Source organism: Proteus hauseri, from assembly GCF_004116975.1.
In the GTDB taxonomy this organism is placed as follows: domain Bacteria; phylum Pseudomonadota; class Gammaproteobacteria; order Enterobacterales; family Enterobacteriaceae; genus Proteus; species Proteus hauseri.
Map to the genome: position 1 here is coordinate 1,967,575 of NZ_CP026364.1, position 26,988 is coordinate 1,994,562.

The 26,988-nt window shown below is 40.7% G+C and carries 21 protein-coding genes, 1 tRNA gene and 3 rRNA genes; 21 read left to right on the forward strand and 4 right to left on the reverse strand.

What is annotated here, in order from left to right; translation table 11 throughout:
- The first annotated feature begins 109 nt into the window (after positions 1–109).
- The 10 genes from udp (at position 110) to tatC (ending at position 8,687) form a co-directional block, all read left to right on the forward strand.
- Complete coding sequence (udp, locus tag PH4a_RS09045) at positions 110–868, forward strand: uridine phosphorylase (protein WP_129039275.1); 759 nt, start codon at positions 110–112, stop codon at positions 866–868.
- A gap of 151 nt (positions 869–1,019) precedes the next feature.
- Entirely contained in the window at positions 1,020–1,802 is a 783-nt protein-coding gene (locus PH4a_RS09050) for a tyrosine-protein phosphatase (RefSeq protein WP_129039277.1), read from the forward strand.
- 70 nt (positions 1,803–1,872) lie between these two features.
- Complete coding sequence (locus tag PH4a_RS09055; RefSeq protein WP_064718731.1) at positions 1,873–2,403, forward strand: DedA family protein; 531 nt, start codon at positions 1,873–1,875, stop codon at positions 2,401–2,403.
- 102 nt (positions 2,404–2,505) lie between these two features.
- Positions 2,506–3,846 carry a DNA recombination protein RmuC gene (rmuC, locus tag PH4a_RS09060; RefSeq protein ID WP_129039279.1) on the forward strand — a complete coding sequence of 447 codons (1,341 nt, stop codon included), beginning with the start codon at positions 2,506–2,508 and terminating at the stop codon, positions 3,844–3,846.
- An 84-nt stretch (positions 3,847–3,930) separates the two neighbouring features.
- The gene (gene ubiE / locus PH4a_RS09065; RefSeq protein WP_129039281.1) at positions 3,931–4,686 is read left to right on the forward strand and encodes a bifunctional demethylmenaquinone methyltransferase/2-methoxy-6-polyprenyl-1,4-benzoquinol methylase UbiE; all 756 of its coding nucleotides are present in this window, start codon (positions 3,931–3,933) and stop codon (positions 4,684–4,686) included.
- A 1-nt stretch (position 4,687) separates the two neighbouring features.
- A complete protein-coding gene (locus tag PH4a_RS09070; protein WP_129039283.1) occupies positions 4,688–5,329 on the forward strand; it encodes a ubiquinone biosynthesis accessory factor UbiJ in 642 nt (213 codons plus the stop codon).
- A complete protein-coding gene (gene ubiB / locus PH4a_RS09075) occupies positions 5,329–6,966 on the forward strand; it encodes a ubiquinone biosynthesis regulatory protein kinase UbiB (RefSeq protein WP_129039285.1) in 1,638 nt (545 codons plus the stop codon). The genes PH4a_RS09070 and ubiB overlap by 1 nt, the downstream gene beginning before the upstream one ends.
- Before the next feature lie 125 nt (positions 6,967–7,091).
- Entirely contained in the window at positions 7,092–7,364 is a 273-nt protein-coding gene (tatA, locus tag PH4a_RS09080) for a Sec-independent protein translocase subunit TatA (RefSeq protein WP_064718736.1), read from the forward strand.
- Between the two features lie 3 nt (positions 7,365–7,367).
- Positions 7,368–7,895: a Sec-independent protein translocase protein TatB gene (tatB, locus tag PH4a_RS09085; RefSeq protein WP_064718737.1), complete on the forward strand. Its 528-nt coding sequence runs from the start codon at positions 7,368–7,370 to the stop codon at positions 7,893–7,895.
- A 3-nt stretch (positions 7,896–7,898) separates the two neighbouring features.
- On the forward strand, positions 7,899–8,687 hold the full coding sequence (gene tatC / locus PH4a_RS09090; RefSeq protein WP_064718738.1) for a Sec-independent protein translocase subunit TatC: 789 nt from the start codon (positions 7,899–7,901) through the stop codon (positions 8,685–8,687).
- Positions 8,688–8,758: 71 nt separating this feature from the next.
- Here tatC and rfaH read toward each other — a convergent pair whose 3' ends face one another.
- Entirely contained in the window at positions 8,759–9,253 is a 495-nt protein-coding gene (gene rfaH, locus PH4a_RS09095) for a transcription/translation regulatory transformer protein RfaH (RefSeq protein WP_129039287.1), read from the reverse strand.
- A gap of 290 nt (positions 9,254–9,543) precedes the next feature.
- Between rfaH and pepE the strand changes: the two genes are divergently transcribed.
- The 3 genes from pepE (at position 9,544) to fre (ending at position 12,575) form a co-directional block, all read left to right on the forward strand.
- Positions 9,544–10,269 carry a dipeptidase PepE gene (gene pepE, locus PH4a_RS09100; protein WP_064718740.1) on the forward strand — a complete coding sequence of 242 codons (726 nt, stop codon included), beginning with the start codon at positions 9,544–9,546 and terminating at the stop codon, positions 10,267–10,269.
- Between the two features lie 119 nt (positions 10,270–10,388).
- Entirely contained in the window at positions 10,389–11,858 is a 1,470-nt protein-coding gene (gene ubiD / locus PH4a_RS09105; protein ID WP_064718741.1) for a 4-hydroxy-3-polyprenylbenzoate decarboxylase, read from the forward strand.
- 15 nt (positions 11,859–11,873) lie between these two features.
- Complete coding sequence (gene fre, locus PH4a_RS09110) at positions 11,874–12,575, forward strand: NAD(P)H-flavin reductase (RefSeq protein ID WP_064718742.1); 702 nt, start codon at positions 11,874–11,876, stop codon at positions 12,573–12,575.
- Between the two features lie 158 nt (positions 12,576–12,733).
- On the opposite strand, the gene fadA is transcribed toward fre, so the two are convergent.
- Together fadA and fadB are read right to left on the reverse strand one after the other, a co-directional pair.
- Positions 12,734–13,897: an acetyl-CoA C-acyltransferase FadA gene (gene fadA, locus PH4a_RS09115; RefSeq protein ID WP_129039289.1), complete on the reverse strand. Its 1,164-nt coding sequence runs from the start codon at positions 13,895–13,897 to the stop codon at positions 12,734–12,736.
- Positions 13,898–13,908: 11 nt separating this feature from the next.
- Positions 13,909–16,089: a fatty acid oxidation complex subunit alpha FadB gene (fadB, locus tag PH4a_RS09120; RefSeq protein WP_129039291.1), complete on the reverse strand. Its 2,181-nt coding sequence runs from the start codon at positions 16,087–16,089 to the stop codon at positions 13,909–13,911.
- A gap of 267 nt (positions 16,090–16,356) precedes the next feature.
- On the opposite strand from fadB, the gene pepQ reads away from it, so the two are divergent.
- The 8 genes from pepQ to rrf all read left to right on the forward strand — a co-directional run bounded on the left by pepQ (position 16,357) and on the right by rrf (position 25,974).
- Positions 16,357–17,697, forward strand: coding sequence for a Xaa-Pro dipeptidase (pepQ, locus tag PH4a_RS09125; protein ID WP_129039293.1), 1,341 nt, complete (start codon positions 16,357–16,359; stop codon positions 17,695–17,697).
- The gene (locus tag PH4a_RS09130) at positions 17,697–18,317 is read left to right on the forward strand and encodes an IMPACT family protein (RefSeq protein ID WP_129039295.1); all 621 of its coding nucleotides are present in this window, start codon (positions 17,697–17,699) and stop codon (positions 18,315–18,317) included. The genes pepQ and PH4a_RS09130 overlap by 1 nt, the downstream gene beginning before the upstream one ends.
- 25 nt (positions 18,318–18,342) lie before the next feature.
- The gene (gene trkH, locus PH4a_RS09135) at positions 18,343–19,794 is read left to right on the forward strand and encodes a Trk system potassium transporter TrkH (RefSeq protein WP_064718747.1); all 1,452 of its coding nucleotides are present in this window, start codon (positions 18,343–18,345) and stop codon (positions 19,792–19,794) included.
- A gap of 19 nt (positions 19,795–19,813) precedes the next feature.
- Positions 19,814–20,344: a menaquinone-dependent protoporphyrinogen IX dehydrogenase gene (gene hemG / locus PH4a_RS09140; protein ID WP_064718748.1), complete on the forward strand. Its 531-nt coding sequence runs from the start codon at positions 19,814–19,816 to the stop codon at positions 20,342–20,344.
- 422 nt (positions 20,345–20,766) lie between these two features.
- Positions 20,767–22,309, forward strand: a 16S ribosomal RNA gene (locus PH4a_RS09145).
- A gap of 84 nt (positions 22,310–22,393) precedes the next feature.
- Positions 22,394–22,469: transfer RNA gene (locus PH4a_RS09150), tRNA-Glu, on the forward strand.
- 366 nt (positions 22,470–22,835) lie between these two features.
- Positions 22,836–25,740, forward strand: a 23S ribosomal RNA gene (locus tag PH4a_RS09155).
- A gap of 118 nt (positions 25,741–25,858) precedes the next feature.
- Positions 25,859–25,974: ribosomal RNA gene (gene rrf, locus PH4a_RS09160) — 5S ribosomal RNA — on the forward strand.
- The 16S, 23S and 5S rRNA genes sit together here with 1 tRNA gene alongside, the layout of an rRNA operon.
- A gap of 274 nt (positions 25,975–26,248) precedes the next feature.
- Here rrf and PH4a_RS09165 read toward each other — a convergent pair.
- Positions 26,249–26,911, reverse strand: a complete 663-nt coding sequence (locus PH4a_RS09165; protein WP_129039297.1) for a GntR family transcriptional regulator — start codon at positions 26,909–26,911, stop codon at positions 26,249–26,251.
- Positions 26,912–26,988: the final 77 nt, after the last annotated feature.

The following is a 26,988-nucleotide window of genomic DNA, read 5'->3' on the forward strand; positions in this document are numbered from 1 at the left end:
TTTATCTGGTGCTCCTTAAGTGACCTTGGTCACTAAAAAAAGTGAAAGGATCCGATAGAGTAAGTTTTAATTTAATGAACATTGGTTTTGTCCCATTGAGGAGTCCGATATGTCTGATGTATTTCACTTAGGTTTAACTAAAAATGACCTACAGGGTGCAACGCTAGCAATAGTTCCGGGTGACCCGAAACGTGTTGAAAAAATTGCAAAATTAATGGATAACCCTGTTCATCTGGCCTCTTTACGTGAATATACGTCATGGCGTGGCGAAATTGATGGTAATGCAGTTATTGTTTGTTCTACTGGTATCGGTGGCCCATCAACCTCTATTGCAGTAGAAGAATTGGCTCAGTTAGGTATTCGCACTTTCCTGCGTATTGGTACAACGGGTGCTATTCAAGAGCATATCAATGTTGGTGATATTTTAGTAACTACTGCGGCTGTTCGTTTAGACGGCGCAAGTTTACATTTTGCACCAATGGAGTTCCCAGCTGTATCTGATTTTGAGTGCATGAACGCACTTTATAAAGCAGCTAAAGATAATGGTTCTACTGTACATGTAGGTGTTACTGCATCTTCTGATACTTTCTACCCAGGCCAAGAACGTTACGACACTTATACAGGCCGTGTAACTCGCCGTTTTAAAGGCTCTATGAAAGAGTGGCAAGAAATGGGTGTGATGAACTATGAAATGGAATCAGCAACATTGTTAACAATGTGTGCAAGCCAAGGCTTACGTGCTGGTATGGTTGCTGGTGTTATCGTAAACCGTACTCAACAAGAAATTCCAGATGCTGAATTACTGAAGAAAACAGAAAATAATGCGCTGGGTATTGTTATTGAAGCTGCCCGTATTTTAATGAAATAAGCGTTTAACTTGAATTTTAAAAGCCCTTAATACTGAAGTATTAAGGGCTTTTTTTATGGACGAATTCATTAGGTTAATATGGAATGACAATAGAACATTATTTCTGTTAAGGTCATAGAGTCTAAACAATACAACAATGAAAAGAGGCGTTATGACTGATATTCTGCAAATACATTCTTCGGTATTGCCTTTAAAAGGTGGTATTAATTTTCGTGATTTAGGAGGGAAAAAACTTAATAACGGCGGCATTATTAAATCAGGTATGTTATTTCGTTCAGGTTCTCTTGATAGGTTAACAGAAACAGACCAATCCCTGCTGATTGATAAAAATTTATTTCAGATAATTGATTATCGCGATAACAGCGAAATTTTAGATAAACCAGATAGAGTGTGGAATGGTGCACAATATTATCATTCACCAGCTAATCCATTATCAAAAGAAGTCTCTGCTGATTTAGAAAAATTAACGCCTCAATTACTTGAGCAGTTTGATGCTCAAGCTTTTATGTTCAAGCTATATGAGTTGTTACCAATTAATAATCCAGCGTATAAGCAATTAGCAATATTATTACAACAGCCAGAAAAAGGCGGAGTCGTGCAACATTGCGCTGTAGGTAAAGATAGAACAGGTGTAGGCTCAGCTTTAGTGTTGTTTGCATTAGGCGCATCATTAGATGTGGTTATGGAAGATTATTTATTAACGAATAAAACGTTGGAACCTTATCGCGATTATTTATTAGCTGAACACGCAAAAACGTTTAGTGAAAATATTGTTGATAAATTTTCCTATGTATATTCAGTACAAGAAGAATTTTTACAAACAGCATTAACAAGTATTAATCACCATTATGGCAGTATTGATAATTGGCTAGAAAAAGATATTGGTTTGGATGCTAATAGTCGAGAGAAACTACAAAATTATTTTCTAGAGTAATAAAGTGATCTATATTCGGTTAATCTCACTTTTTTATTTTAATTAGGCTAACCGAATTAAGGTCTCTATTTTGACTGTACAAGATATTATTCATACCATCACTCTCTTTGTAAAAGAACACGAAATTTGGGCTATTCCTATCGTGTTCTTTCTTGCTTTTGGTGAGTCATTGGCATTTATTTCATTGTTATTACCCGCCACTGTTATTTTATTGGGGCTAGGTGCCTTAATTGGGGAAAGCGGATTATTTTTTTGGCCGATATGGCTAGCGGCTGCATTAGGCGCTTTTTTTGGTGATTGGCTCTCTTATTGGATAGGTTTTCATTATAAAGATGGCGTAAGAAATATGTGGCCTATTTCGCGTTCACCTCAAGTATTAGTTAGAGGTCATCATTTTTTTAACCGTTGGGGAGTCTGGGGCGTTTTTATTGGTCGATTCTTTGGCCCTTTTCGTGCCGTGGTACCTTTAGTTGCAGGTATTTGTGCAATGCCACAGCGCTATTTTCAGGTGGCTAATTTCGTTTCAGCAATGATATGGGCGTTTGGTATTTTGGCACCCGGTGCGTTTGGCTTGCAATGGCTTGCGAAATGGGTGGGATAACTGCGTACTTTATCGCAAATCAACGTATGATATGAATTGTTGCTAGACAATGTTATCTATGAGCTTTAACGTAGCCCGCTGGAAAGTAAAAAGGTCACTTTAGTGGATATTCAGTTGTTATATGGGATCATTGGTTTATTAGGTGGTGTACTTGTAGGGGGCGGCCTTGTTTGGTGGCTTATCCAACAACGTTTATCCGACAAAGAAACCATGTTACGCGAAAACTATACGCAGCTTGCTGTTGCACAAGAAAAAAGTGCGATAATTCCTTCATTACAACAACATATAGAACAATTAGAGCAGGAATTACGAGCTCAGCGGGAAGTTATTACATCTCAAGAGGCAGAAATTCGAGAAGTGACAACACGTTGGGAAGAAAGCCGATTATCTGCAGAAGAGAAGCAACGTTTGCTGTTAAATAGCGAACAGCGTTTGGCGACCCAGTTTGAAAATCTCGCTAATCGTATTTTTGAACAAAGTGGCCGTAAAGCTGAAGAACTTAACAGACAAGGGTTAACCCATTTACTTTCTCCTTTTCGTGAACAATTAGAGAATTTTCGCCGACAAGTTCAAGATGGATTTGGACAAGAGGCAAGAGAGCGACATACTTTAGTTCATGAAATTCGCCAACTTCAGCAATTGAATGTGAAAATGGCACAAGAAGCAGTGAACCTGACTAATGCTTTAAAAGGCGACAATAAAATACAAGGAAATTGGGGCGAAACTGTTCTTGCCCGGATATTAGAATCCTCAGGATTACGTGAAGGGCATGAATTTGAAACGCAAGTCAGTATTCGGCATGAAAGTGGTGGGCGCTATCAACCTGATGTAATTGTTCACTTACCTCATGGTAGAGATGTCATTATTGACGCTAAAATGTCGCTGGTGGCTTATGAAAAGTACTTTAATAGTCATGATGATAATGAGCGTAAACAAGCGCTTAATGCTCATGTAAATTCAATTAAAACGCATATTCGTGGATTGAGTATCAAGGATTATCATAAGCTTCCAGGCGTCACATCGTTAGATTATGTTTTAATGTTTATACCAATAGAACCAGCTTATCTTGTTGCTATTGGGCATTCGCCAGACCTGTTAGAAGAAGCATTAAAAAATAATATAATGTTAGTTGGACCATCTACATTACTTGTTGCTTTGCGTACAATAGCTGCATTATGGCGTTATGAATATCAAAGCCAAAACGCACAAGAAATTGCTGACAGAGCGGCTAAAATGTATGACAAATTAAGACTTTTCGTTGATGATATGCAAGGGCTAGGAAACAGTATTCAAAAAGCGCAGTCTGGCTATCTATTAGCGATGAAAAAACTCTCTGAAGGTCGTGGAAACCTTATTAGCCAAGCAGAAAGCTTTAAATCCTTAGGGGTTGAGATAAAGAAAACGATAGATAATGATCTCGTTGAAAAATCTGCTTCTGATTGATTTTTAAAAATAAATAGACATAAAGTTTCCAAATAAAGATCTGTACTGACTTACTAAATTTTGATTAATTAGCGGGCAAATACTATGACTCAACAATCAAAGGAAACAACAGATTTTGGTTTCCAAACCGTTGACAAAGATGATAAACAAACGATGGTTGCACGTGTTTTTCACTCTGTCGCTTCTAAATATGACTTAATGAACGACCTGATGTCTTTTGGTGTTCACCGCATCTGGAAACGCTATACCATTGAAGCAAGTGGTGTTAGACGTAACCAGCGTGTACTTGATCTTGCAGGGGGTACTGGGGATTTAACTGCTAAATTCTCTCGCCTTGTCGGTGAAAATGGTGAAGTTGTTCTTGCTGATATTAACGACTCGATGCTGAAAATGGGACGCGAAAAATTGCGTGACCACGGTATTGTGGGTAATGTTAATTATGTGCAGGCCAACGCCGAAGAACTTCCTTTCCCAGATAACCACTTTGATTGTATTACAATCTCTTTTGGTTTACGTAACGTAACAGATAAAAACAAAGCATTACGCTCAATGTTCCGTGTATTAAAACCGGGTGGACGGCTATTGGTGCTTGAATTCTCTAAACCTGTTTTAGATCCTTTAAGCAAGATTTATGATGCTTATTCTTTTTATATTCTGCCAAAAATTGGTCAAGTGATTGTTAATGACGCGGAAAGCTATCGTTATTTAACAGAATCTATCCGTATGCACCCCGACCAAGAAACCTTGAAAGGTATGATGGAAGAAGCTGGATTTGATCAAGTTACCTATACCAATATGACTGGGGGTATAGTCGCATTACACAAAGGATTTAAATTCTAATATGGAAAAAGCCTCTTTTTCTCATGACATTGCATCACAAGTGCTCTATCCACTGTTAACAGCATCAATGGAAACGGCACTTAACCATGTTTTGTATCAGGAAAATGTGCTTAAACCTGCCCGCAATCGTCTTGTGGGCAAAGTATTAGCGCTTTCTATTGATGAGTTTCCTCATTCCATTTACTTAATTTTCAGCGAACAGCAAGTCGATGTATTAAGTCAGTGGGATGATGAAACCGATTGTACGATTAAAACTAAGCTATTGACGTTGGTAAAACTGACAGATCGTCAGAAGATGTCTGCGCTAATTAATCGTGGTGACATCGTTATTGAAGGTGATATGCAGGTAGTTCAACATTGGTCTGCATTACTGGATATGGCTGAATGGGATCCCGCGCAATATTTGGCACCTTATATTGGTGACCTAGCTGCGCAAGGGCTTTCTATGGTTGCAGGAAAGAGTGTGCAGGTGCTTACAACGCTGTTTAGTCGGCAAAAAGATTATTTACGTGATACTTTAATTGAAGAGTGGAAAACAGCGCCCTCAACATTAGAGACTGTTCATTTTTATGATGAAATAGAACAACTCGAACAACAAACTGCCGAGTTTGAAAAACGGTTAAGCACACTGGAGAAAAAATAATGCTCCTTAGCGAGTTAAAGCGCCTTTATCATATTATTCAGGTATTTTTATCTTATGGGCTTGATGAGCTTATCCCTAAACATCGAATTACATTACCTATAAGAATAGGGCGTCGAGCACTATTTTGGATAAAAAATCAACACACAGATAAACCTTTAGGTGAACGCTTACGACTTGCATTGCAAACATTAGGGCCAGTTTGGATAAAACTGGGTCAAATGTTATCAACACGACGCGATCTTTTCCCACCTCAAATTGCAGACCAACTCGCATTATTACAAGATAAAGTTGCTCCGTTTGATGGAAAAAAAGCACGCCAATATATAGAAGCATCATTTGGTGGCCCGATAGATAAATGGTTTGATGATTTTGATGAAACGCCATTAGCTTCGGCATCTATCGCACAAGTCCATACCGCGAAACTCAAAGAAAATGGCAAAGAAGTCGTTTTAAAAGTCATCCGTCCTGATATTCAGCCAATTATTAAAGCGGATATTCGATTAATGTACCGTTTAGCGAATTTACTGCCATTCTTACCCGATGGACGTCGTTTACGACCAAAAGAAGTGATTCGCGAATATGAAAAAACATTACTTGATGAGCTAAATTTATTACGAGAAGCTGCGAATGCTATTCAATTACGTCGTAATTTTGAAAATAGCTCAATGTTGTATATTCCAGAAGTCTATTCAGATTATTGCCATGAAAATGTGATGGTGATGGAACGTATTTATGGTATCCCCGTTTCTGATATCGATGCGTTGAATGCCCAAAAAACCAACATGAAACTATTGGCAGAACGGGGTGTTAAAGTCTTTTTTACTCAAGTGTTTAGAGACAGTTTCTTCCACGCAGATATGCATCCTGGTAATGTTTTTATTAGTTATGATCATCCTGAAAACCCATATTATATCGGTATTGATTGTGGTATTGTCGGCTCATTAAATAAAGAGGATAAACGCTATCTTGCTGAGAATTTCTTGGCTTTTTTTAATCGCGATTATCGTAAAGTTGCTGAGTTACACGTTGATTCTGGTTGGGTTCCTGCGGATACTAATGTTGAAGATTTTGAATTTGCTATTCGTACAGTATGTGAGCCCATCTTTGAAAAACCGCTTTCAGAGATCTCTTTTGGTCATGTATTACTTAATCTTTTCAATACTGCACGCCGCTTTAATATGGAAGTGCAGCCACAATTAGTGTTGTTACAAAAAACATTACTCTATGTTGAAGGTCTAGGACGTCAGCTTTATCCTCAGCTCGATTTGTGGAAAACCGCCAAACCATTTTTAGAAGATTGGCTACATAGTCAAATTGGATTAACCGCATTAGTTAATGGCATAAAAAGTAAGGCACCTTACTGGATTGAAAAGATGCCAGAGATCCCCGAATTGATTTATGATAGTCTGAAACAACATAAAAATATGAAGTTAACGCTGGATAAATTGACGGAACGAATAGGTTCACAAAGAGTCAAACAAAGACAGTCGTTATTTTTATTGGGTATAGGTACGACACTGTTTTTATGCGGTAGCCTATTTTTTGTATCTGGTTTTAAAACATTATTTAGTGTTTTTATCAGTTTAGGTCTTCTCGCATGGATTTGGGGTTGGTTCAAATCTGGTAATGCACAATAAAAACACATCAAAGTTTGTCTTTGAGCAAGTTAAAAGATGAATTCGAGATTCCCGAAGATTGAATTCGTTGTATATAATGAGCACTGTTATTAAGTATAACCCCGAAAATAGTTGAGGAACATAAAATGGGCGGTATTAGCATTTGGCAATTACTCATCATCGCTGTCATCGTTGTTTTATTATTTGGTACAAATAAACTGCGTACATTGGGCTCCGATTTAGGTGCTTCTGTAAAAGGTTTCAAAAAAGCTATTGGTGACGAAAATAGTAACGATAAAGAAGCCAACAGCGCTGAAAAAACAAATAACGATGCAGATTTTGAAACAAAAAATTTAGCTGAGAAGACTTCAACAGAACAGAAGTCTACAACTGAGAGCAAAAACAAAGAGCAGGTGTAAACCGTGTTTGACATTGGTTTTAGTCAGCTGCTATTGGTCATGGTGATCGGTCTTGTTTTTCTGGGGCCGGAACGATTGCCCGTAGCAGTAAAAACAATTGCTGGCTGGGTGAGAGCGCTTCGCTCTCTGGCTGCGAATGTGCAAAATGAGCTAACTCAAGAATTAAAACTTCAAGAGCTTCAAGAGAGCCTGAAGAAAGTTGAAGAGAAAGCGAATTTGCAAAGTTTATCGCCAGAGCTTAAAGCGTCGATGGATGAGTTAAAAGAGGCTGCACAGTCTTTAAAGCAAACTTATCAAGCACCGACAACGCCAGACTTAACAAAAGAGCAGTCTGTAAAAACCGACTCTGCGGAACCCTCTCCTTCTGATTTAGCCGCTATTGCTGAGGCTAATGATGTTAACGATGATGCTAACAGTGATAAACCTGTAGCTGAAAAAGTTATAAAACCAGAGGTTCCTGCTCCTGTTACGCCAGTAGCAGCAGTAGTAACAGAGAAAAAAACAACTGATCAGGCAAATGGTGAGCATTAAAAGATGGCAGTAAATGATACCCAACCCCTGATCAGCCACCTGATAGAATTGCGTAAGCGTTTAATGTATAGCTTAATATCTGTTCTGGTGGTCTTTTTAGGACTGGTTTATTTTTCTAACGATATCTATCAATTAGTCTCAGCGCCATTACTGGATAAGCTGCCAAAAGGGTCAAATATGAGTGCGACAGATGTCGCATCAACGTTTTTGACTCCGATTAAATTGACAATAATGGTATCAATTTTTGCTTCTGTGCCTGTTATCCTTTATCAGGTATGGGCCTTTATCGCACCAGCATTGTATAAACACGAACGCCGTTTGATGCTACCGCTACTTGTTTCAAGTACGTTACTGTTTTACATCGGTATGGCGTTTGCTTATTTTGTTGTGTTCCCTCTTGCATTTGGTTTCTTTGTTAATACCACCCCTGAAGGGGTTAATTTTATTCCAGATATCAGTAAATATTTAAGCTTCGTTATGACGCTTTTTATGGCTTTTGGTGCTGCATTTGAAGTACCTATAGCGATTATTTTACTGTGTTGGAGTGGGGTAACAACGCCAGAAGCTTTAAAGAAAAAACGCCCTTATATTTTAGTTGGCGCTTTTGTTGTTGGGATGCTATTGACGCCTCCTGATGTTTTTTCTCAAATATTACTTGCAGTACCAATGTACCTTTTATTTGAAGTTGGTGTCATGGTATCGCGTTTCTATGTGGGAAATGGCAGAAGAAAAACACCAGAAGAAGAAGCCGAAGAAGCGCAAGAAGCAGCAGAAGCTGAAGAGCAAAAATAATCTCAGAAATAATATTTTTCTGAAACACTTTATGATTAACCCAGCGTTTGCTGGGTTAACTTTTTATTGGGCTACTGTTTTTTAAATTCTTTATTATCTAATGATTTTTTAACTTCGCTATTTAATATATTTAAAAGCAAAATTGAACGAGCTTCGCCATCAGGCTCTTGATATATCGCTTTGATCCCTTGAAAAATCCCTTCTGTAATTAAGACACGATCCCCACTATGTGGCACATTTTCCTCACTATAAATAATGGGCGAAAGCTGAGGTATTTGTAATGTTTCAATCACATCTTGTGGCACTGTTACGGGGTATTGGCCAAAACGAACAAATGAGTTAACGCCTCGTGTCGAATTAATGGTTGTTGTATGAATCACTTCCGGATCAAATTGGATAAACAGATAATTAGGAAATAGAGGTTCTGTTACTATTGAACGTTTACCTCTAATCAACTTTTCTATTGCAACCATAGGCGTAAAACATGCCACTTGCTGACGTTCTAAGTGTTCGATAGCACGAGGGATTTGCCCTCGTTTACAATACAGTAAATGCCAGTTTTTCATAATAGAGACAATAGGTTAGTTAATTTTAATATTGTCGATGATAACAAATATATGATTAGGGGGACAGAGTATTACTATCAGCAGAAAAGAAAAAGAAAACAATGTTGTTTTATACTGAAAAAAACGAATAAAAACTGTGTGCATACGCAATAAATGTCGCTGTTTTTATTAGTTTTAATAGGATCTCAGATAGAGATAACAAGTTGACAAAAAAGTGATGGTAAAATGAAGAAAAAACTTCCAAGATAATTATCTTAGATTTTGATCCATAATTATAAAGAGGTTCTGAAATGGAAGTTTTTTTATTAAGTAACGGAAAAATCGCTGGGGATCCACAATGGTTAAGTTATGCTAAAGATCCTATCGATAGCATGATTAAAAAACGCGGTATTCGTTCAGCAGTGCTGATTGCTTATGCGGTTATCCGCTCAGATCACGACCAACGTGCTCGTGATTTATCAGACGTCTTAGGTATCGAAGTCACTTGTATTGAACATTTTGATTCGGAAGTTGAAGCTATTAATAATGCAGAATGCATTTTAGTCAGCGGTGGTAATACTTGGCTATTAAACCAAATGCTTCATGAGAAAGGATTAGTTGTTCCTATTCAACGTGCTGTGCGCGAACGTAATATTCCCTATATTGGTTGGAGTGCTGGTTGTAATGTAGCAACACCAACTATTCGTACAACCAATGATATGCCTGTTCGCTCTTCTGTTATTATGCCTTCACTGGGTCTATTCCCTGTTCAAATTAACCCTCACTATATTGATGCCACTATTAGCGGGCATATGGGCGAAACTCGTGACGAGCGGATTGCGGAATTTTGTGCAATTAACCCAGAAGAAATTGTTGTCGCAATCCGTGAAGGCAGCTATTTGCATATCCAAGGGGATGAACTGCATTATTTTAGTGCTAAAAATGAAGGGTTTAAAATTTTCCAACATGGAAAAACATTCCCTGAGCAGTTTGATACTAAAATGCTCGCAGAATGGGTTCCATTCCGTTGTCTATAAGTTTACTCAACGATTTTAAATAAAAAGCATTGCTTTTTAGTGAGTTATGCGTTTAGCTTATAGTGTCTCAAAGAGGGCTAAGCCCTCTTTTCTTTCACTCACTGGCTCGTAAGATTATGATGAAATACCGCGATTTAAGAGATTTTCTTTCATTACTAGAAGAAAAAGGTGAATTAAAACGTATCACCTTTGAAATAGATCCTTACCTTGAAATGACCGAAATAGCGGACAGAACTTTACGGGCGGGTGGGCCAGCACTGCTGTTTGAAAATCCAAAAGGTTTTGATATGCCAGTGCTTTGTAACTTATTTGGTACACCAGAACGTGTCGCAATGGGAATGGGCCAAGAAGATGTAAAAGCACTGCATGAAGTTGGTAAATTGCTAGCGTTTTTAAAAGAACCCGATCCACCAAAAGGTTTTCGTGACTTATTTGATAAGTTACCTAAGTTTAAACAAGTATTAAATATGCCAACAAAACGCCTGAGTAAAGCGCCTTGTCAAGAGGTTGTTTTAACAGGTGATGATGTTGATTTAACTAAAATCCCAGTTATGCATTGTTGGCCTGAAGATGCGGCACCCCTTATTACTTGGGGATTAACTGTTACCCGAGGTCCATTAAAAGAACGCCAAAATCTCGGTATTTATCGCCAACAAGTGTTAGGTAAAAATAAAGTTATTATGCGCTGGCTTTCGCATCGTGGTGGTGCTTTAGATTTCCAAGAATGGTGTCAAAAACATCCTGGCGAACGCTTTCCTGTTGCAGTTGCATTAGGTGCTGATCCTGCCACTATTTTGGGGGCAGTAACACCTGTGCCAGATACATTATCTGAATATGCATTTGCTGGTTTATTACGAGGTAATAAAACGGAAGTCGTCAAATGTATTTCTAATGATCTTGAAGTTCCTGCAAGTGCAGAAATTATTCTTGAAGGCTATATTGAACCTGGCGAACTGGCACCTGAAGGACCTTATGGTGATCATACGGGTTATTATAATGAAATTGACTCTTTCCCCGTGTTTACCATTACACATTTAACGCGTCGTAAAGATGCTATTTATCATTCGACTTATACAGGTCGTCCGCCAGATGAGCCAGCTGTTTTAGGCGTAGCGTTAAATGAAGTTTTAGTCCCGATATTACAAAAACAATTTCCAGAAATTGTCGATTTTTATCTACCTCCTGAAGGTTGTTCTTATCGCTTAGCTGTTGTGACAATGAAAAAACAATACGCCGGTCACGCAAAACGCGTAATGATGGGTGTTTGGTCCTATTTACGGCAATTTATGTACACAAAATTTGTGATAGTTTGCGATGATGACGTTAATGCAAGAGACTGGAAAGATGTTATTTGGGCAATCACCACACGAATGGATCCCGCAAGAGATACCATTATGATGGAAAATACACCTATCGATTATCTTGATTTTGCTTCACCCGTTTCAGGTTTAGGTTCAAAAATGGGGCTTGATGCCACTAACAAATGGCCGGGTGAAACGGATAGAGAGTGGGGCAGACCTATAGTAATGACAGAAGAAATAAAACAGCGAGTAGATACTATTTGGGAACAGCTCGATATTCTTAAATAATAACAGAGGAACGATATGGCAATCTTGAACTGTAAAGTCTCACTTGTTGAGCCGATGACAGATACGGTTTATCGGGTAAAATTATTACCTGATGACGCATTTGATTTTCAGGCTGGGCAATATCTTTTAGCGATAATGGATGAGCGTGATAAGCGTCCATTTTCTATTGCTTCTATCCCTGAGAATAAAGACTTTATTGAGCTTCATATCGGTGCATCTGAGCTTAATCTCTATGCAATGGCTGTATTAGATCTTATTTTGGAAACACAACAAATTAAGATTGATATGCCTCATGGGCAAGCATGGTTTAGAAAAGAAAGCCAACGTCCTTTATTATTAATTGCTGGAGGAACGGGATTTTCTTATACCCATTCTGTGCTGCTCGCTGCTTTAACTGAAAACCCACAACGTTCAGTCACGATTTATTGGGGAGGCCGAGAAAGCCTTCATCTTTACGATCTTAATGAATTACAAGAATTATCAGAAAAATATCCTTCATTATCGGTTATCCCTGTTGTCGAGCAACCGGATGATGCTTGGCGTGGGCGAAAAGGTACAGTATTGGGCGCGGTGTGTGAAGATTTTGGTGATTTATCAGAATACGATATCTACATCGCGGGGCGTTTTGAAATGGCAAAAATTGCGAGAGATCGTTTTTGTAACGAACGCAATGCTGATGAGACGCGACTATTTAGTGATGCCTTTGAGTTTATTTAATTAATAAGTCTTCGGTTATTTCTCCTCAGATATTGCATGTATCACTCAAACCTATAAAAAGCCCGCCCCTGACGGCGGGAAAATGGTTGGTTTAACCATGCAATCGAAAAATCTATCAGTCAGGTGATATAAATCATGAGGATAATACAAACATGGCATTAAACGCGTTCGATAATAGTCGCTATTCCTTGTCCTAATCCGATACACATTGTCGCGAGACCAAATTGAGCATCTTTGCGCTCCATGATATTTAGCAAAGACGTTGTTATTCTTGAACCCGAGCAACCTAATGGGTGCCCTAACGCAATAGCCCCACCATTTAAGTTAATCTTATCTTCAATGCTATCAAGCAAATTCATCTTTTTCATGCAAGCCAAAGATTGCGCTGCAAAAGCTTCATTTAACTCAAAAATATCAATATCATTTAGTGTTAAACCCGCTTTTTTTAATGCAATTTCAGTCGCAGGAACAGGGCCATAACCCATAATTGCAGGATCACAGCCTGTAACTGACATAGCACGAATAACGGCTCTCGGTTTTAAATTGTGTTCTTTGGCATAACGCTCACTGGTGATAAACATGGCCGATGCACCATCAGATACCGCAGATGAGTTACCGGCAGTTACTGAACCGGAAACGGGATCAAATACGGGCCTTAGTTGTGAGAGCTCATCGATACTTGGGTTATAGCGAATCACTTCATCATTTTTCATATTGATAAAGTTGCCAACTCCGTCATGCCCATTAATCGCAATAATTTCGTTATCAAAATAACCTTGTTTTGTAGCTAATGCGGCTAAATGGTGAGAGCGATAAGCAAATTGATCTTGTTCTGATCGAGTTACTTGAAATGATTTGGCCAGCATCTCAGCAGTTAATCCCATTGAAAATGAAGCTTTGGCAACAGAGAGATTCAGCTCAGGGTTAAAATCTGCATTATAGGTCATGGGAACATGACCCATATGTTCAACACCGCCAATTAAAGCAACTTGGCTATCACCTAACATAATTTGGCGAGCCCCATCATGTAATGCTTGCATTGATGAGCCACATAAGCGATTCACAGTAACCGCAGGAACTTTATGTGGTAATTCAGCCAGTAATGCGGCATTACGTGCAATATTAAAACCTTGTTCTAATGTTTGTTGCACACATCCCCAAATCACATCACCAATATCATTTGGATCAATATTAGGATTGCGTTTTAGTAGTGCTTGCATTAACTGAGCAGAGAGATTTTCCGCTCTAACGTGGCGAAAAACGCCACCTTTTGAGCGCCCCATAGGAGTACGAACACCATCAATAATGACAACCTTTTCCATTTCATCTCTCCTTAAGCGAGTTCTCTGATGTTAACATCAACTTTTTTGGGCTTTGGATAATAGGTTTCGTTACGCAATGCTTTTTGTTTTAAGCTGTCAGGGATTTGATAAAGTGATCCTAACGATGTGTATTGTTCAGCATTTTTAACAAACTGAGCTAAACCAATGGTATCGATATAACGGAAAACACCACCACGGAAAGGAGGAAAGCCCAAGCCATAAACAAGTGCAATATCCGCTTCAGCCGGCGTTGCAATAATGCCTTCATCTAAACAGCGAATAACTTCATTGATCATTGGGATCATCATGCGTGAAATGACGGCTTCTTGGCTAAACTCTTGCGTTTTTCCTACATGTTGTTGGATTAAACTCTGAACTTGGTTATCTAGCGTTTTTTGTTTTTTACCTCGTTTATCAACAGAATAATGATAGAAACCTTGATTATTTTTCTGTCCATAACGTTGTTGCTCGTATAAAAGAGCAATGATATCGCGTTCTATTATGCTCATTCTGTCTGGAAAACCTTGAGCCATAACAGCCTGAGCATGATTTGCCGTATCAATACCTACAACATCAAGTAAATAAGCGGGACCCATTGGCCAGCCAAATACTTTCTCCATCACTTTATCCACAGTGATAAAATCAGCACCATCTCTTAGTAATAAAGAAAAACCAGCAAAATAAGGGAAGAGCACGCGATTAACAAAAAATCCAGGGCAATCATTTACAATAATGGGAGTTTTACCCATTTTGCTAGCGTAACTAACAATACGATTAATGGTTTCGTCACTGGTTTTTTCACCTTTAATAATTTCTACAAGAGGCATTCGGTGTACTGGATTAAAAAAATGCATACCACAGAAATTTTCAGGTCGCTGGAGTGATTTTGCGAGTAATGAAATAGGAATTGTTGATGTATTTGAGGCTAATATTGCTGTTTCAGAAAGTAAAGCTTCTGTTTCAGCAAGAACGGCAGATTTAATTTTAGGATTTTCGACTACGGCTTCAACAACCACATCAGCATCAGAAATTGAGGCATAATTGAGTGTCGGTTGAATGGATGCTAATGTTTTTGCCATATCAACGGCGCTCATTCTACCTTTTTCTTGTCGTTTTTGTAATAAACTCAGAGCTTCATTCATACCAAGTTCAAGGGATTTCTGGTTGATATCTTTCATAACAACAGGAATACCTTTTAACGCTGACTGATAGGAAATTCCGCCACCCATAATGCCTGCGCCAAGGACAGCCGCTTGTTTTGGCAGTTCTGCATGGCGTTTTTTAGTGACGCTTTTTACATATTGATCGTTGAGGAATATACCTACCAATGCTTTAGCCACATCAGTACGTGTTAGTTTTACAAAATTTTTAGTTTCGAGAGCAAGAGCTTCTTCGCGATGAAAAAAAGCAGCTTCTTCAATAGTATTAACAGCAGTCATTGGTGCAGGATAATGAGGTCCAGCGACTTTCATCACCATACCTTTAGCAACACCAAAAGACATTTTATGCTCAAGAGAAGTTAGTCTTAGTGGTTCTTTTTTTGGGTGTCGCGCTTTTTTCCAATCTATATTGCCAGCAATTGCTTGTTCTATTAAAGCGATAGCACTCTCTTTTAGATTTTCTACTGGAACAATTGCTTGAATGAGGCCATTTTTTAAGGCCGTTTCAGCATCTATATCTTTACCTGCAGTAATTATCTCTAATGCATTATCGACGCCAATAAGACGAGGAAGGCGAACTGAACCACCAAAACCGGGCATAATGCCTAATTTGGTTTCGGGCAAGCCAATCCGTAAATCAGCAGAAGCGATACGAAAATCGGTGGCAAGTACACATTCACAGCCGCCACCAAGGGCATAGCCATTGATTGCTGAGACGGTGGGAACAGGTAAGTCTTCTAGTCGATTAAAAATCTGGTTGGCAAACTGTAGCCATTGAGTTAATTCTTCAACGGGTGCATCAAAGAGCGATAAGAATTCAGTAATATCAGCACCAACAATAAATGCGGGTTTGTCTGAGCGTAAGATAACTCCTTTTAGGTCAGGGGTTTTCTCTAATAACGTTAAAGCTTCGCTTAGCATAGCAACAGTTTTTGTATCTAATTTATTAATTGAACCATTGGCGCTGAAAACGAGTTCAACAATACCTTGTTTCACCCAATTGGCATGAATATTTTCGCTTTGATAGAGCATTTGTATTCTCCCTAAAAGTATAAACTGGTATGACCAGATATTTTAAGTGTGAATATAATGTTAACAAAATGCAAATATATAATTAAAAAAATGCAAAGAAGATCACAGCGAAAATATTTAACTAATTGAATTTCATGCTATCTCTCTAATAGAGAAAAACAAACCTGCTAAAATGGTGATAATCTGTTTTAGTTGTGGTGTTAGCCAGCGAAAGAGCTGGCGTGTTAAGCTGACTTATTAACAATAAATAAGATAAGGTGATTAATAATGGAAAAATTGCTCTCTCTCTATCAAGAACACATCAAAACCCTACAAAGTCGTACTCGTGATGCTTTATCCAAACACAATATTGATGCCTTATTGATTCATTCTGGTGAGCCCATTCGTGTTTTTCTAGATGATTGTGATTACCCTTTTAAAGTTAATGCTCACTTCAAAGCCTGGGTACCAGTGACCGATGTGGCACATTGCTGGCTATTAGTTGATGGAATTAATAAACCAAAGCTTTGGTTTTATTCTCCAGTCGATTATTGGCATAGTGTTGAAGCTCTGCCTAATAGCTACTGGACTCATGAAATTGAGTTAATTCATTTAAAAAATGTCGATGATATTCCAAAAGAGTTAACACCTTATATTAATAAAAATACCGCTTATATTGGGCCGAATACGCAACGTGCTGAATCATTAGGTATTAGTATCGATAATACTAATAATCAGTCACTTATTAATTATTATCATTATTATCGTGCTTATAAAACAAACTATGAATTAGCCTGTATGCGTGAAGCGCAAAAAATGGCTGTTAATGGGCATATCGCCGCTCGCGAAGCATTTCAAGCGGGATTGAGCGAATTTGATATTAATATGGCGTATTTAATGGCAACGGGGCATCGCGATACAGATGTACCTTATGGAAATATTGTCGCTTTAAATGAACATGCAGCCGTATTGCACTATACAAAACTTGATCATCAATCACCTGATGAGTATCGCAGCTTCTTGATTGATGCAGGAGCTGAATATAATGGTTATGCTGCCGATATTACGCGTACTTATTCAGCTTCAGCTAAAGAAAACCATGAGTTTACAGCTTTAGTCAAAGATATGAATGAGGCACAGCAAGCACTTATTGGTACGATGAAAGCAGGCGTTCGTTACACTGAATATCATCTTCAAATGCATCAGCGTATTGCTGGGTTATTACATAAATATGGCATTGTAAAAGGTGTGAGCGAAGAAGAAATGGTAAGTGAAGGCTTAACAACACCATTTTTTCCTCATGGTTTAGGTCATGCATTAGGTCTACAAGTTCATGATGCCGCGGGATTTATGCAAGACGATAAAGGGACACACCTTGCTGCACCAGCAATGTATCCATTCTTACGCTGCACTCGTGTTGTTGAACCAGGCATGGTATTAACCATTGAACCTGGATTCTATTTTATTGATTCATTGCTTGAACCTTGGCGCGAAGGTAAGTACAACGCAAACTTCGACTGGAAACTTATCGAACACTTTAAACCATTCGGTGGCATTCGCATTGAAGACAATATTATTATCCATGATAATAAAATCGAAAATATGACAAGAGATTTACACTTAGCCTGATGAAAGCCTATTTGATCCCAGCTGAAACGGTTGAATTCAGTGAAGAAATAAAGAAAAGCCGTTTTATTACATTTATTGCTCACACTGATGGTATTGATGAGGCAAAAGCGTACATTCAATCTATTAAATTGCAATTTCCTGATGCTCGACACCATTGCTGGGCATTTGTGGCCGGAAGGCCTGATGATTCTCAGCAATTAGGTTTTTCTGATGATGGCGAGCCAACAGGAACTGCGGGGAAACCTATTCTTGCACCGCTTTTAGGGAGTGGCATGGGAGAGGTAACTGCTGTAGTTGTGCGTTATTTCGGTGGGATCAAATTAGGTACAGGCGGCTTGGTGCGTGCTTATGGCAGTGGTGTTCAGCAAGCATTAAAACTTTTGCCAACAAAAATAAAAGTGCCGCAGTCGTTCTTTATTGTAGAGTGTGAGTATTCACTGGTTTCGTTGCTTGAGCAAGTTATAGAGCAGTATCAAGGGCAAATTTTATCAAGCGAATATACTGATAAAGTGACATTTACACTCTCACTTCCAGCAACAAGTTGTGATGAAGTTGAAATAAAACTACGTGATATAAGTCGCGGTAGTATGCAATTAAAACCATTAGACAGAAATGAATAATCTTTGCTATCAAGGAAATCGCTAAATGCATTTTCGTTCAATAACCCGTATCGTCGGACTTCTCGTTATCTTATTTTCTGTCACGATGATAATTCCTGGTATCGTCGCTCTTATTTATCGAGATGGTGCTGGGCGTGCATTTAGCCAAACATTTATTGTGGCATTGATTATTGGATTGATGCTGTGGATCCCCAATCGAAATAAAAAAAGTGAGCTAAAACCCAAAGAAGGTTTTCTCATCGTTGTTTTATTTTGGACTGTACTTGGCAGTGTTGGGGCATTGCCATTTATTTTCTCCGAACAACCTCATTTATCCGTTACCGATGCCTTTTTTGAATCATTTTCAGGACTAACAACCACAGGCGCTACAACACTTGTTGGTCTAGACTCGTTGCCTAAAGCAATTCTATTTTACCGGCAAATGTTACAATGGCTTGGTGGTATGGGGATCATCGTATTAGCCGTAGCAATACTTCCGCTGTTAGGGGTTGGGGGAATGCAGCTTTATCGAGCTGAAATGCCAGGACCGCTAAAAGATAATAAAATGCGACCTCGAATTGCTGAAACAGCTAAAGCGCTTTGGCTTATCTATGTTCTGCTTACTATTGTTTGCGCTTTAGCATTATGGATAGCTGGAATGGATGTGTTTGATGCCATATCTCATAGCTTTTCAACTATTGCTATTGGGGGGTTCTCAACGCACGATGCCAGTATTGGTTATTTTAATAGCCCAACAATTAATGTGATTATTGGGGTCTTCTTATTAATTTCTGGTTGTAACTTTGGTCTGCACTTTGCAGTATTAACTGGACGAAGCCTTAATATTTATTGGCGTGATCCTGAATTTCGTATGTTTATCTCTATTCAAATAGGATTAGTCATTATTTGTAGCGGAATACTTTGGCTTTATTCTGTTTATGATTCGGGATGGACAACAATAAATCAGGCATTTTTCCAAGTTGTTTCTATGGCAACAACCGCAGGATTTGCGACAGACAGCTTTGCTCAATGGCCTGCATTTTTACCTCTTCTATTATTATGTTCAGCTTTTATTGGTGGATGTGCTGGATCAACTGGTGGTGGACTTAAAGTTATTCGTATTTTGCTTTTATTCTTACAAGGTAATCGAGAATTAAAACGTCTTGTTCACCCAAATGCTGTTTATACCATCAAGCTTGGGCACCGAGCTCTTCCTGAAAGGATCATTGAAGCGGTGTGGGGATTTTTCTCTGCTTATGCGTTGGTTTTTATTATTAGCTTAATGTTACTGATAGCAACAGGGGTTGATGAGTTCTCTGCATTTTCTGCTATTGCGACGACATTAAATAACTTAGGGCCAGGTTTAGGTATCGTTGCTGACAACTTTACAACGATGAACCCTGCCGCAAAATGGATACTTGTTGTGACCATGCTATTTGGTCGATTAGAAGTTTTCACATTATTGGTTTTATTTACCCCAACATTTTGGCGTGATTAACCAAATAAAGGAGTGATGTATGAGCGCGCTATTGCTTTATTGTAGTACTGATGGTCAAACAAAAAAAATAATGACTCAAATTGCGAATGAATTAAGGCAGCATGGCTATGAATGTGATGTGAGAGATTTAACTTCTGTTCAGCAGAACTTAAATCTATCTGCTTATAATAAGGTATTGGTCGGTGCTTCTATTCGTTATGGTTACTTTAATAAAGCCTTGGATAAATTTATAACTCGACATCTTTCTCAACTCAATAATATGCCTTCAGCATTCTTTGGTGTTAATCTTACTGCACGAAAAGAAGAAAAGAGTACGCCAGAGACTAATTCTTATATATGCAAGTTTTTAGATAAGACACCTTGGAAGCCAACATTAACAGGTGTATTTGCTGGTGCGCTTTTTTACCCTCGCTACAAATGGATTGATAGAGTGATGATCCAACTTATTATGAAAATGACAAAGGGGGAAACAGACCCAACAAAAGAAATTGAATATACGGATTGGAATAAAGTTAGTGAGTTTGCTACTAATTTTGCCAAAATAGGTTGATTTTTAGGCTCGGTTGTACTGTTTTTATGCGTATTGTTGGAGTTTTAGTCGAACAGTAATTAATTTCAAATAAACACTTGCGCTAATCTCAGATGTCCCTATAATGCGCATCCACTGACCCACGATGAGCTAACAACAGCCGCGAGGGACAGCGAAGAGAAAAGAAAAAAGTTTGAAAAAACTCTTGACTCTTCAGAGGAATAACGTAATATACGCCTCCTCGCAACAACGCAGAAGACCGGAAACGGCAGCGAATGTTGCACTGCTCTTTAACAAATTATCAGACAATCTGTGTGGGCACTCGCAGAGACGATATCTTCTAAAATATTTAGATGTATATAAGTCTTAAAGAGTGTTTACAAAAGTAAAATTCATTTATGAATGAAGCTAAGTATTCGATTTCTTTGAGCATCAAACACTTTTAATTGAAGAGTTTGATCATGGCTCAGATTGAACGCTGGCGGCAGGCCTAACACATGCAAGTCGAGCGGTAACAGAGGAAAGCTTGCTTTCTTGCTGACGAGCGGCGGACGGGTGAGTAATGTATGGGGATCTGCCCGATAGAGGGGGATAACTACTGGAAACGGTAGCTAATACCGCATGACGTCTACGGACCAAAGCAGGGGCTCTTCGGACCTTGCGCTATCGGATGAACCCATATGGGATTAGCTAGTAGGTGAGGTAATGGCTCACCTAGGCGACGATCTCTAGCTGGTCTGAGAGGATGATCAGCCACACTGGGACTGAGACACGGCCCAGACTCCTACGGGAGGCAGCAGTGGGGAATATTGCACAATGGGCGCAAGCCTGATGCAGCCATGCCGCGTGTATGAAGAAGGCCTTAGGGTTGTAAAGTACTTTCAGCGGGGAGGAAGGTGTTAAGATTAATACTCTTAGCAATTGACGTTACCCGCAGAAGAAGCACCGGCTAACTCCGTGCCAGCAGCCGCGGTAATACGGAGGGTGCAAGCGTTAATCGGAATTACTGGGCGTAAAGCGCACGCAGGCGGTCAATTAAGTCAGATGTGAAAGCCCCGAGCTTAACTTGGGAATTGCATCTGAAACTGGTTGGCTAGAGTCTTGTAGAGGGGGGTAGAATTCCACGTGTAGCGGTGAAATGCGTAGAGATGTGGAGGAATACCGGTGGCGAAGGCGGCCCCCTGGACAAAGACTGACGCTCAGGTGCGAAAGCGTGGGGAGCAAACAGGATTAGATACCCTGGTAGTCCACGCTGTAAACGATGTCGATTTGGAGGTTGTGCCCTTGAGGCGTGGCTTCCGGAGCTAACGCGTTAAATCGACCGCCTGGGGAGTACGGCCGCAAGGTTAAAACTCAAATGAATTGACGGGGGCCCGCACAAGCGGTGGAGCATGTGGTTTAATTCGATGCAACGCGAAGAACCTTACCTACTCTTGACATCCAGAGAATCCTTTAGAGATAGAGGAGTGCCTTCGGGAACTCTGAGACAGGTGCTGCATGGCTGTCGTCAGCTCGTGTTGTGAAATGTTGGGTTAAGTCCCGCAACGAGCGCAACCCTTATCCTTTGTTGCCAGCGCGTAATGGCGGGAACTCAAAGGAGACTGCCGGTGATAAACCGGAGGAAGGTGGGGATGACGTCAAGTCATCATGGCCCTTACGAGTAGGGCTACACACGTGCTACAATGGCAGATACAAAGAGAAGCGACCTCGCGAGAGCAAGCGGAACTCATAAAGTCTGTCGTAGTCCGGATTGGAGTCTGCAACTCGACTCCATGAAGTCGGAATCGCTAGTAATCGTAGATCAGAATGCTACGGTGAATACGTTCCCGGGCCTTGTACACACCGCCCGTCACACCATGGGAGTGGGTTGCAAAAGAAGTAGGTAGCTTAACCTTCGGGAGGGCGCTTACCACTTTGTGATTCATGACTGGGGTGAAGTCGTAACAAGGTAACCGTAGGGGAACCTGCGGTTGGATCACCTCCTTACCTAAGAGATACGTGTTATGTGTAGTGCTCACACAGATTGTCTGATGAAGAACGAGCAAAAGCGCGTCTGCGAAGCTGACAAGAGTCCCCTTCGTCTAGAGGCCTAGGACACCGCCCTTTCACGGCGGTAACAGGGGTTCGAATCCCCTAGGGGACGCCAATGCGCGGTATGAGTGAAAGGCGTACCACACTATGTCTGATGAAAATCAGAAAATAGTTAAAATAATTTAAGTAAGTTATTTTAACTATTTATGCTCTTTAACAATCTGGAACAAGCTGAAAAATTGAAAACAAATCAATATATCACCGAGGTATATTGATGAGTCTCTCAAAATCTCAAACTTTGAATGTGTTTTTGACATCAAAGTGGGATGCGCGAGCAATTTACAGTTCGAGGCGGACAGCGCGCAGCCAGCGCAACATACATAAGTATGTGAGCATGGCGAGCACTGCCCAACGACGAAATGTAATCTGCACAGCCATCACCACCAAGATTATCTTCGAAAAAGACACCTTCGGGTTGTGAGGTTAAGCGAATAAGCGTACACGGTGGATGCCTAGGCAATCAGAGGCGATGAAGGACGTGCTAATCTGCGATAAGCGTCGGTAAGGTGATATGAACCGTTATAACCGACGATTTCCGAATGGGGAAACCCAATATCCAATGGATATTATCATTACGTGAATACATAGCGTAATGAAGCGAACCGGGAGAACTGAAACATCTCAGTACCCCGAGGAAAAGAAATCAACCGAGATTCCCCTAGTAGCGGCGAGCGAACGGGGAACAGCCCAGAGTCTTAATCAATAGCAGCATCAGGAGAACGGTCTGGAAAGTCCGGCAGTAAAGGGTGATAGCCCCGTATCTGAAGATGCTGTTATTGTGAACTCGACGAGTAGGGCGGGACACGTGTTATCCTGTCTGAATATGGGGGGACCATCCTCCAAGGCTAAATACTCCTGATTGACCGATAGTGAACCAGTACCGTGAGGGAAAGGCGAAAAGAACCCCGGCGAGGGGAGTGAAAAAGAACCTGAAACCGTGTACGTACAAGCAGTAGGAGCCTCTTTTATGGGGTGACTGCGTACCTTTTGTATAATGGGTCAGCGACTTATATTCTGTAGCAAGGTTAACCGTATAGGGGAGCCGTAGGGAAACCGAGTCTTAACTGGGCGAATGAGTTGCAGGGTATAGACCCGAAACCCGGTGATCTATCCATGGGCAGGTTGAAGGTTGGGTAACACTAACTGGAGGACCGAACCGACTAATGTTGAAAAATTAGCGGATGACTTGTGGATGGGGGTGAAAGGCCAATCAAACCGGGAGATAGCTGGTTCTCCCCGAAAGCTATTTAGGTAGCGCCTCGTGAACTCATCTTCGGGGGTAGAGCACTGTTTCGACTAGGGGGTCATCCCGACTTACCAACTCGATGCAAACTGCGAATACCGAAGAATGTTATCACGGGAGACACACGGCGGGTGCTAACGTCCGTCGTGAAGAGGGAAACAACCCAGACCGCCAGCTAAGGTCCCAAAGTCATGGTTAAGTGGGAAACGAAGTGGGAAGGCTCAGACAGCCAGGATGTTGGCTTAGAAGCAGCCATCATTTAAAGAAAGCGTAATAGCTCACTGGTCGAGTCGGCCCGCGCGGAAGATGTAACGGGGCTAAACCATGCACCGAAGCTGCGGCAGCGACACTTAGGTGTTGTTGGGTAGGGGAGCGTTCTGTAAGCCTGCGAAGGTGTGCTGTGAGGCATGCTGGAGGTATCAGAAGTGCGAATGCTGACATAAGTAACGATAATGCGGGTGAAAAACCCGCACGCCGGAAGACCAAGGGTTCCTGTCCAACGTTAATCGGGGCAGGGTGAGTCGACCCCTAAGGCGAGGCTGAAAAGCGTAGTCGATGGGAAACGGGTTAATATTCCCGTACTGGTGGTAACTGCGATGGGGGAACGGAGAAGGCTAGGTTGTCCGGGCGACGGTCGTCCCGGTTCAAGCATGTAGGCAGAGTGATTAGGCAAATCCGGTCACTTAATGCTGAGGTGTGATGACGAACCACTAAGGTGGTGAAGCAATTGATGCCCTGCTTCCAGGAAAAGCCTCTAAGCTTCAGGTTACCAACAATCGTACCCCAAACCGACACAGGTGGTCAGGTAGAGAATACTCAGGCGCTTGAGAGAACTCGGGTGAAGGAACTAGGCAAAATGGTGCCGTAACTTCGGGAGAAGGCACGCTGGCGGTAAGTGAAGTCCCTCGCGGACGGAGCCCAAGCCAGTCGAAGATACCAGCTGGCTGCAACTGTTTATTAAAAACACAGCACTGTGCAAACACGAAAGTGGACGTATACGGTGTGACGCCTGCCCGGTGCTGGAAGGTTAATTGATGGGGTTATCCTTAGGGAGAAGCTCTTGATCGAAGCCCCAGTAAACGGCGGCCGTAACTATAACGGTCCTAAGGTAGCGAAATTCCTTGTCGGGTAAGTTCCGACCTGCACGAATGGCGTAATGATGGCCAGGCTGTCTCCACCCGAGACTCAGTGAAATTGAACTCGCTGTGAAGATGCAGTGTACCCGCGGCAAGACGGAAAGACCCCGTGAACCTTTACTATAGCTTGACACTGAACATTGAGCCTTGATGTGTAGGATAGGTGGGAGACTTTGAAGTGTGGACGCCAGTCTGCATGGAGTCAACCTTGAAATACCACCCTTTAACGTTTGATGTTCTAACCTAGGTCCATAATCTGGATCGGGGACCGTGTCTGGTGGGTAGTTTGACTGGGGCGGTCTCCTCCTAAAGAGTAACGGAGGAGCACGAAGGTTGGCTAAGCATGGTCGGACATCATGCGGTTAGTGCAAAGGCATAAGCCAGCTTGACTGTGAGAGTGACGGCTCGAGCAGGTACGAAAGTAGGTCTTAGTGATCCGGTGGTTCTGAATGGAAGGGCCATCGCTCAACGGATAAAAGGTACTCCGGGGATAACAGGCTGATACCGCCCAAGAGTTCATATCGACGGCGGTGTTTGGCACCTCGATGTCGGCTCATCACATCCTGGGGCTGAAGTAGGTCCCAAGGGTATGGCTGTTCGCCATTTAAAGTGGTACGCGAGCTGGGTTTAGAACGTCGTGAGACAGTTCGGTCCCTATCTGCCGTGGGCGTTGGAAGATTGAGAGGGGTTGCTCCTAGTACGAGAGGACCGGAGTGAACGCACCACTGGTGTTCGGGTTGTCATGCCAATGGCATTGCCCGGTAGCTAAGTGCGGAAGAGATAACCGCTGAAAGCATCTAAGCGGGAAACTTGCCTCGAGATGAGTCTTCCCTGTCACCTTGAGTGACCTAAAGGAACGTTTAAGACTAAGACGTTGATAGGCTGGGTGTGTAAGCGTAGCGATACGTTGAGCTAACCAGTACTAATGAACCGTGAGGCTTAACCTGACAACACCGAAGGTGTTTTGTCTGAGAGAAGAGACTAACATCAATAAAGTAAGCTTGTTTTAAGATTGAATTACTGGTTACGTGGAGAGATTGGCGTAACGGGTAATAACAGAATTTGCTTGGCGGCCATAGCGCAGCGGTCCCACCTGATCCCATGCCGAACTCAGAAGTGAAACGTTGTAGCGCCGATGGTAGTGTGGGGTCTCCCCATGTGAGAGTAGGGAACTGCCAGGCATTAAATAAGACGAGAAAGCCAACCCACTGGGTTGGCTTTTTTGCGTTTAAATTTTAGTATTTTTTAAAAAGTGAGAAATAATCGTTATCACTCTGCAATCTTGGATTATTTTATAATTTATTTAAAGATAATTATTAAATAATACCTTGGCTCCAACGTGTAATAAGTTATTTACTTTTAAACGTGACTAAAAAACAATCTGAATATTTATTGTTAAAACTACAGTTATAATAAGGGTTACAACAATAAAAGTAGCCCTAATTTAGGGCATTTTTAGCAGAGATTTTGGCGAGAAAATGCCGCTAGAACAGTTCGTTCTGAAATATCTAAATACTCTTCCATTGCAGATGCTGCTTCTTGTGCTTTTCCATCCATCAACAGCTTTAAAATATACCTATTTTTTTCAATATACGGGGCATGAAGAAGTTGGGGATCGTTTAACAAACCAAAAGCTAGACGTAATTCAGCAGAAATTAACTGATATTGCTTAAATAATCGAGGGCTATCAGAAAGCTCAACAATCGCGGTATGAAAATGCATATTACATGTTCCAACACCATTCCAATCTTGTTGATTTTGAAAAATTTTAGCTTCGTTAACTTTATCTATCATCTTGTTTATTGCAGGATGCATAGGATAAGAATGGCGCAAAGCATCGCATTCAATTAATCGTCTTACCCGATAAATATCCATAATAGTTGCCATATCTGGTACAGAAACAAACACGCCACGATTAGGTTTATAAGTAAGAAGACCTTCTTCTGTGAGTATGCGAAAAACCTCTCTTAATGTGTTACGCGAAATTTCTAAAGTTTCACTTAAGGCGGTTTCAGAAAGCTTCTCACCAGGAGGTAATTCTCCAATAGTGATTTTTTGCCGAATAATATCAGCAACTTTTTGGGAAAGAATTTGTGGTGAGATTTTTTTTTGCGTCATCTTTTGCTATAGATCCTCGATAGAAGTGCTCATTCTACCAGCGAGTTCTAAAATATATAACCTCTATTGTGTCAGTA

Bases quoted from the DNA above. Each gene is read 5' to 3' on its own strand.
- tatA (WP_064718736.1), top strand. From the start codon at position 7,092: ATGGGCGGTATTAGCATTTGGCAATTACTCATCATCGCTGTCATCGTT.
- fre (WP_064718742.1), top strand. From the start codon at position 11,874: ATGGCAATCTTGAACTGTAAAGTCTCACTTGTTGAGCCGATGACAGAT.
- ubiB (WP_129039285.1), top strand. From the start codon at position 5,329: ATGCTCCTTAGCGAGTTAAAGCGCCTTTATCATATTATTCAGGTATTT.
- ubiE (WP_129039281.1), top strand. From the start codon at position 3,931: ATGACTCAACAATCAAAGGAAACAACAGATTTTGGTTTCCAAACCGTT.
- pepE (WP_064718740.1), top strand. From the start codon at position 9,544: ATGGAAGTTTTTTTATTAAGTAACGGAAAAATCGCTGGGGATCCACAA.
- PH4a_RS09130 (WP_129039295.1), top strand. From the start codon at position 17,697: ATGAAAGCCTATTTGATCCCAGCTGAAACGGTTGAATTCAGTGAAGAA.
- PH4a_RS09165 (WP_129039297.1), bottom strand. From the start codon at position 26,911: ATGACGCAAAAAAAAATCTCACCACAAATTCTTTCCCAAAAAGTTGCT.
- trkH (WP_064718747.1), top strand. From the start codon at position 18,343: ATGCATTTTCGTTCAATAACCCGTATCGTCGGACTTCTCGTTATCTTA.
- udp (WP_129039275.1), top strand. From the start codon at position 110: ATGTCTGATGTATTTCACTTAGGTTTAACTAAAAATGACCTACAGGGT.
- pepQ (WP_129039293.1), top strand. From the start codon at position 16,357: ATGGAAAAATTGCTCTCTCTCTATCAAGAACACATCAAAACCCTACAA.
- fadA (WP_129039289.1), bottom strand. From the start codon at position 13,897: ATGGAAAAGGTTGTCATTATTGATGGTGTTCGTACTCCTATGGGGCGC.
- hemG (WP_064718748.1), top strand. From the start codon at position 19,814: ATGAGCGCGCTATTGCTTTATTGTAGTACTGATGGTCAAACAAAAAAA.
- PH4a_RS09070 (WP_129039283.1), top strand. From the start codon at position 4,688: ATGGAAAAAGCCTCTTTTTCTCATGACATTGCATCACAAGTGCTCTAT.
- PH4a_RS09050 (WP_129039277.1), top strand. From the start codon at position 1,020: ATGACTGATATTCTGCAAATACATTCTTCGGTATTGCCTTTAAAAGGT.
- ubiD (WP_064718741.1), top strand. From the start codon at position 10,389: ATGAAATACCGCGATTTAAGAGATTTTCTTTCATTACTAGAAGAAAAA.
- fadB (WP_129039291.1), bottom strand. From the start codon at position 16,089: ATGCTCTATCAAAGCGAAAATATTCATGCCAATTGGGTGAAACAAGGT.
- rfaH (WP_129039287.1), bottom strand. From the start codon at position 9,253: ATGAAAAACTGGCATTTACTGTATTGTAAACGAGGGCAAATCCCTCGT.
- tatC (WP_064718738.1), top strand. From the start codon at position 7,899: ATGGCAGTAAATGATACCCAACCCCTGATCAGCCACCTGATAGAATTG.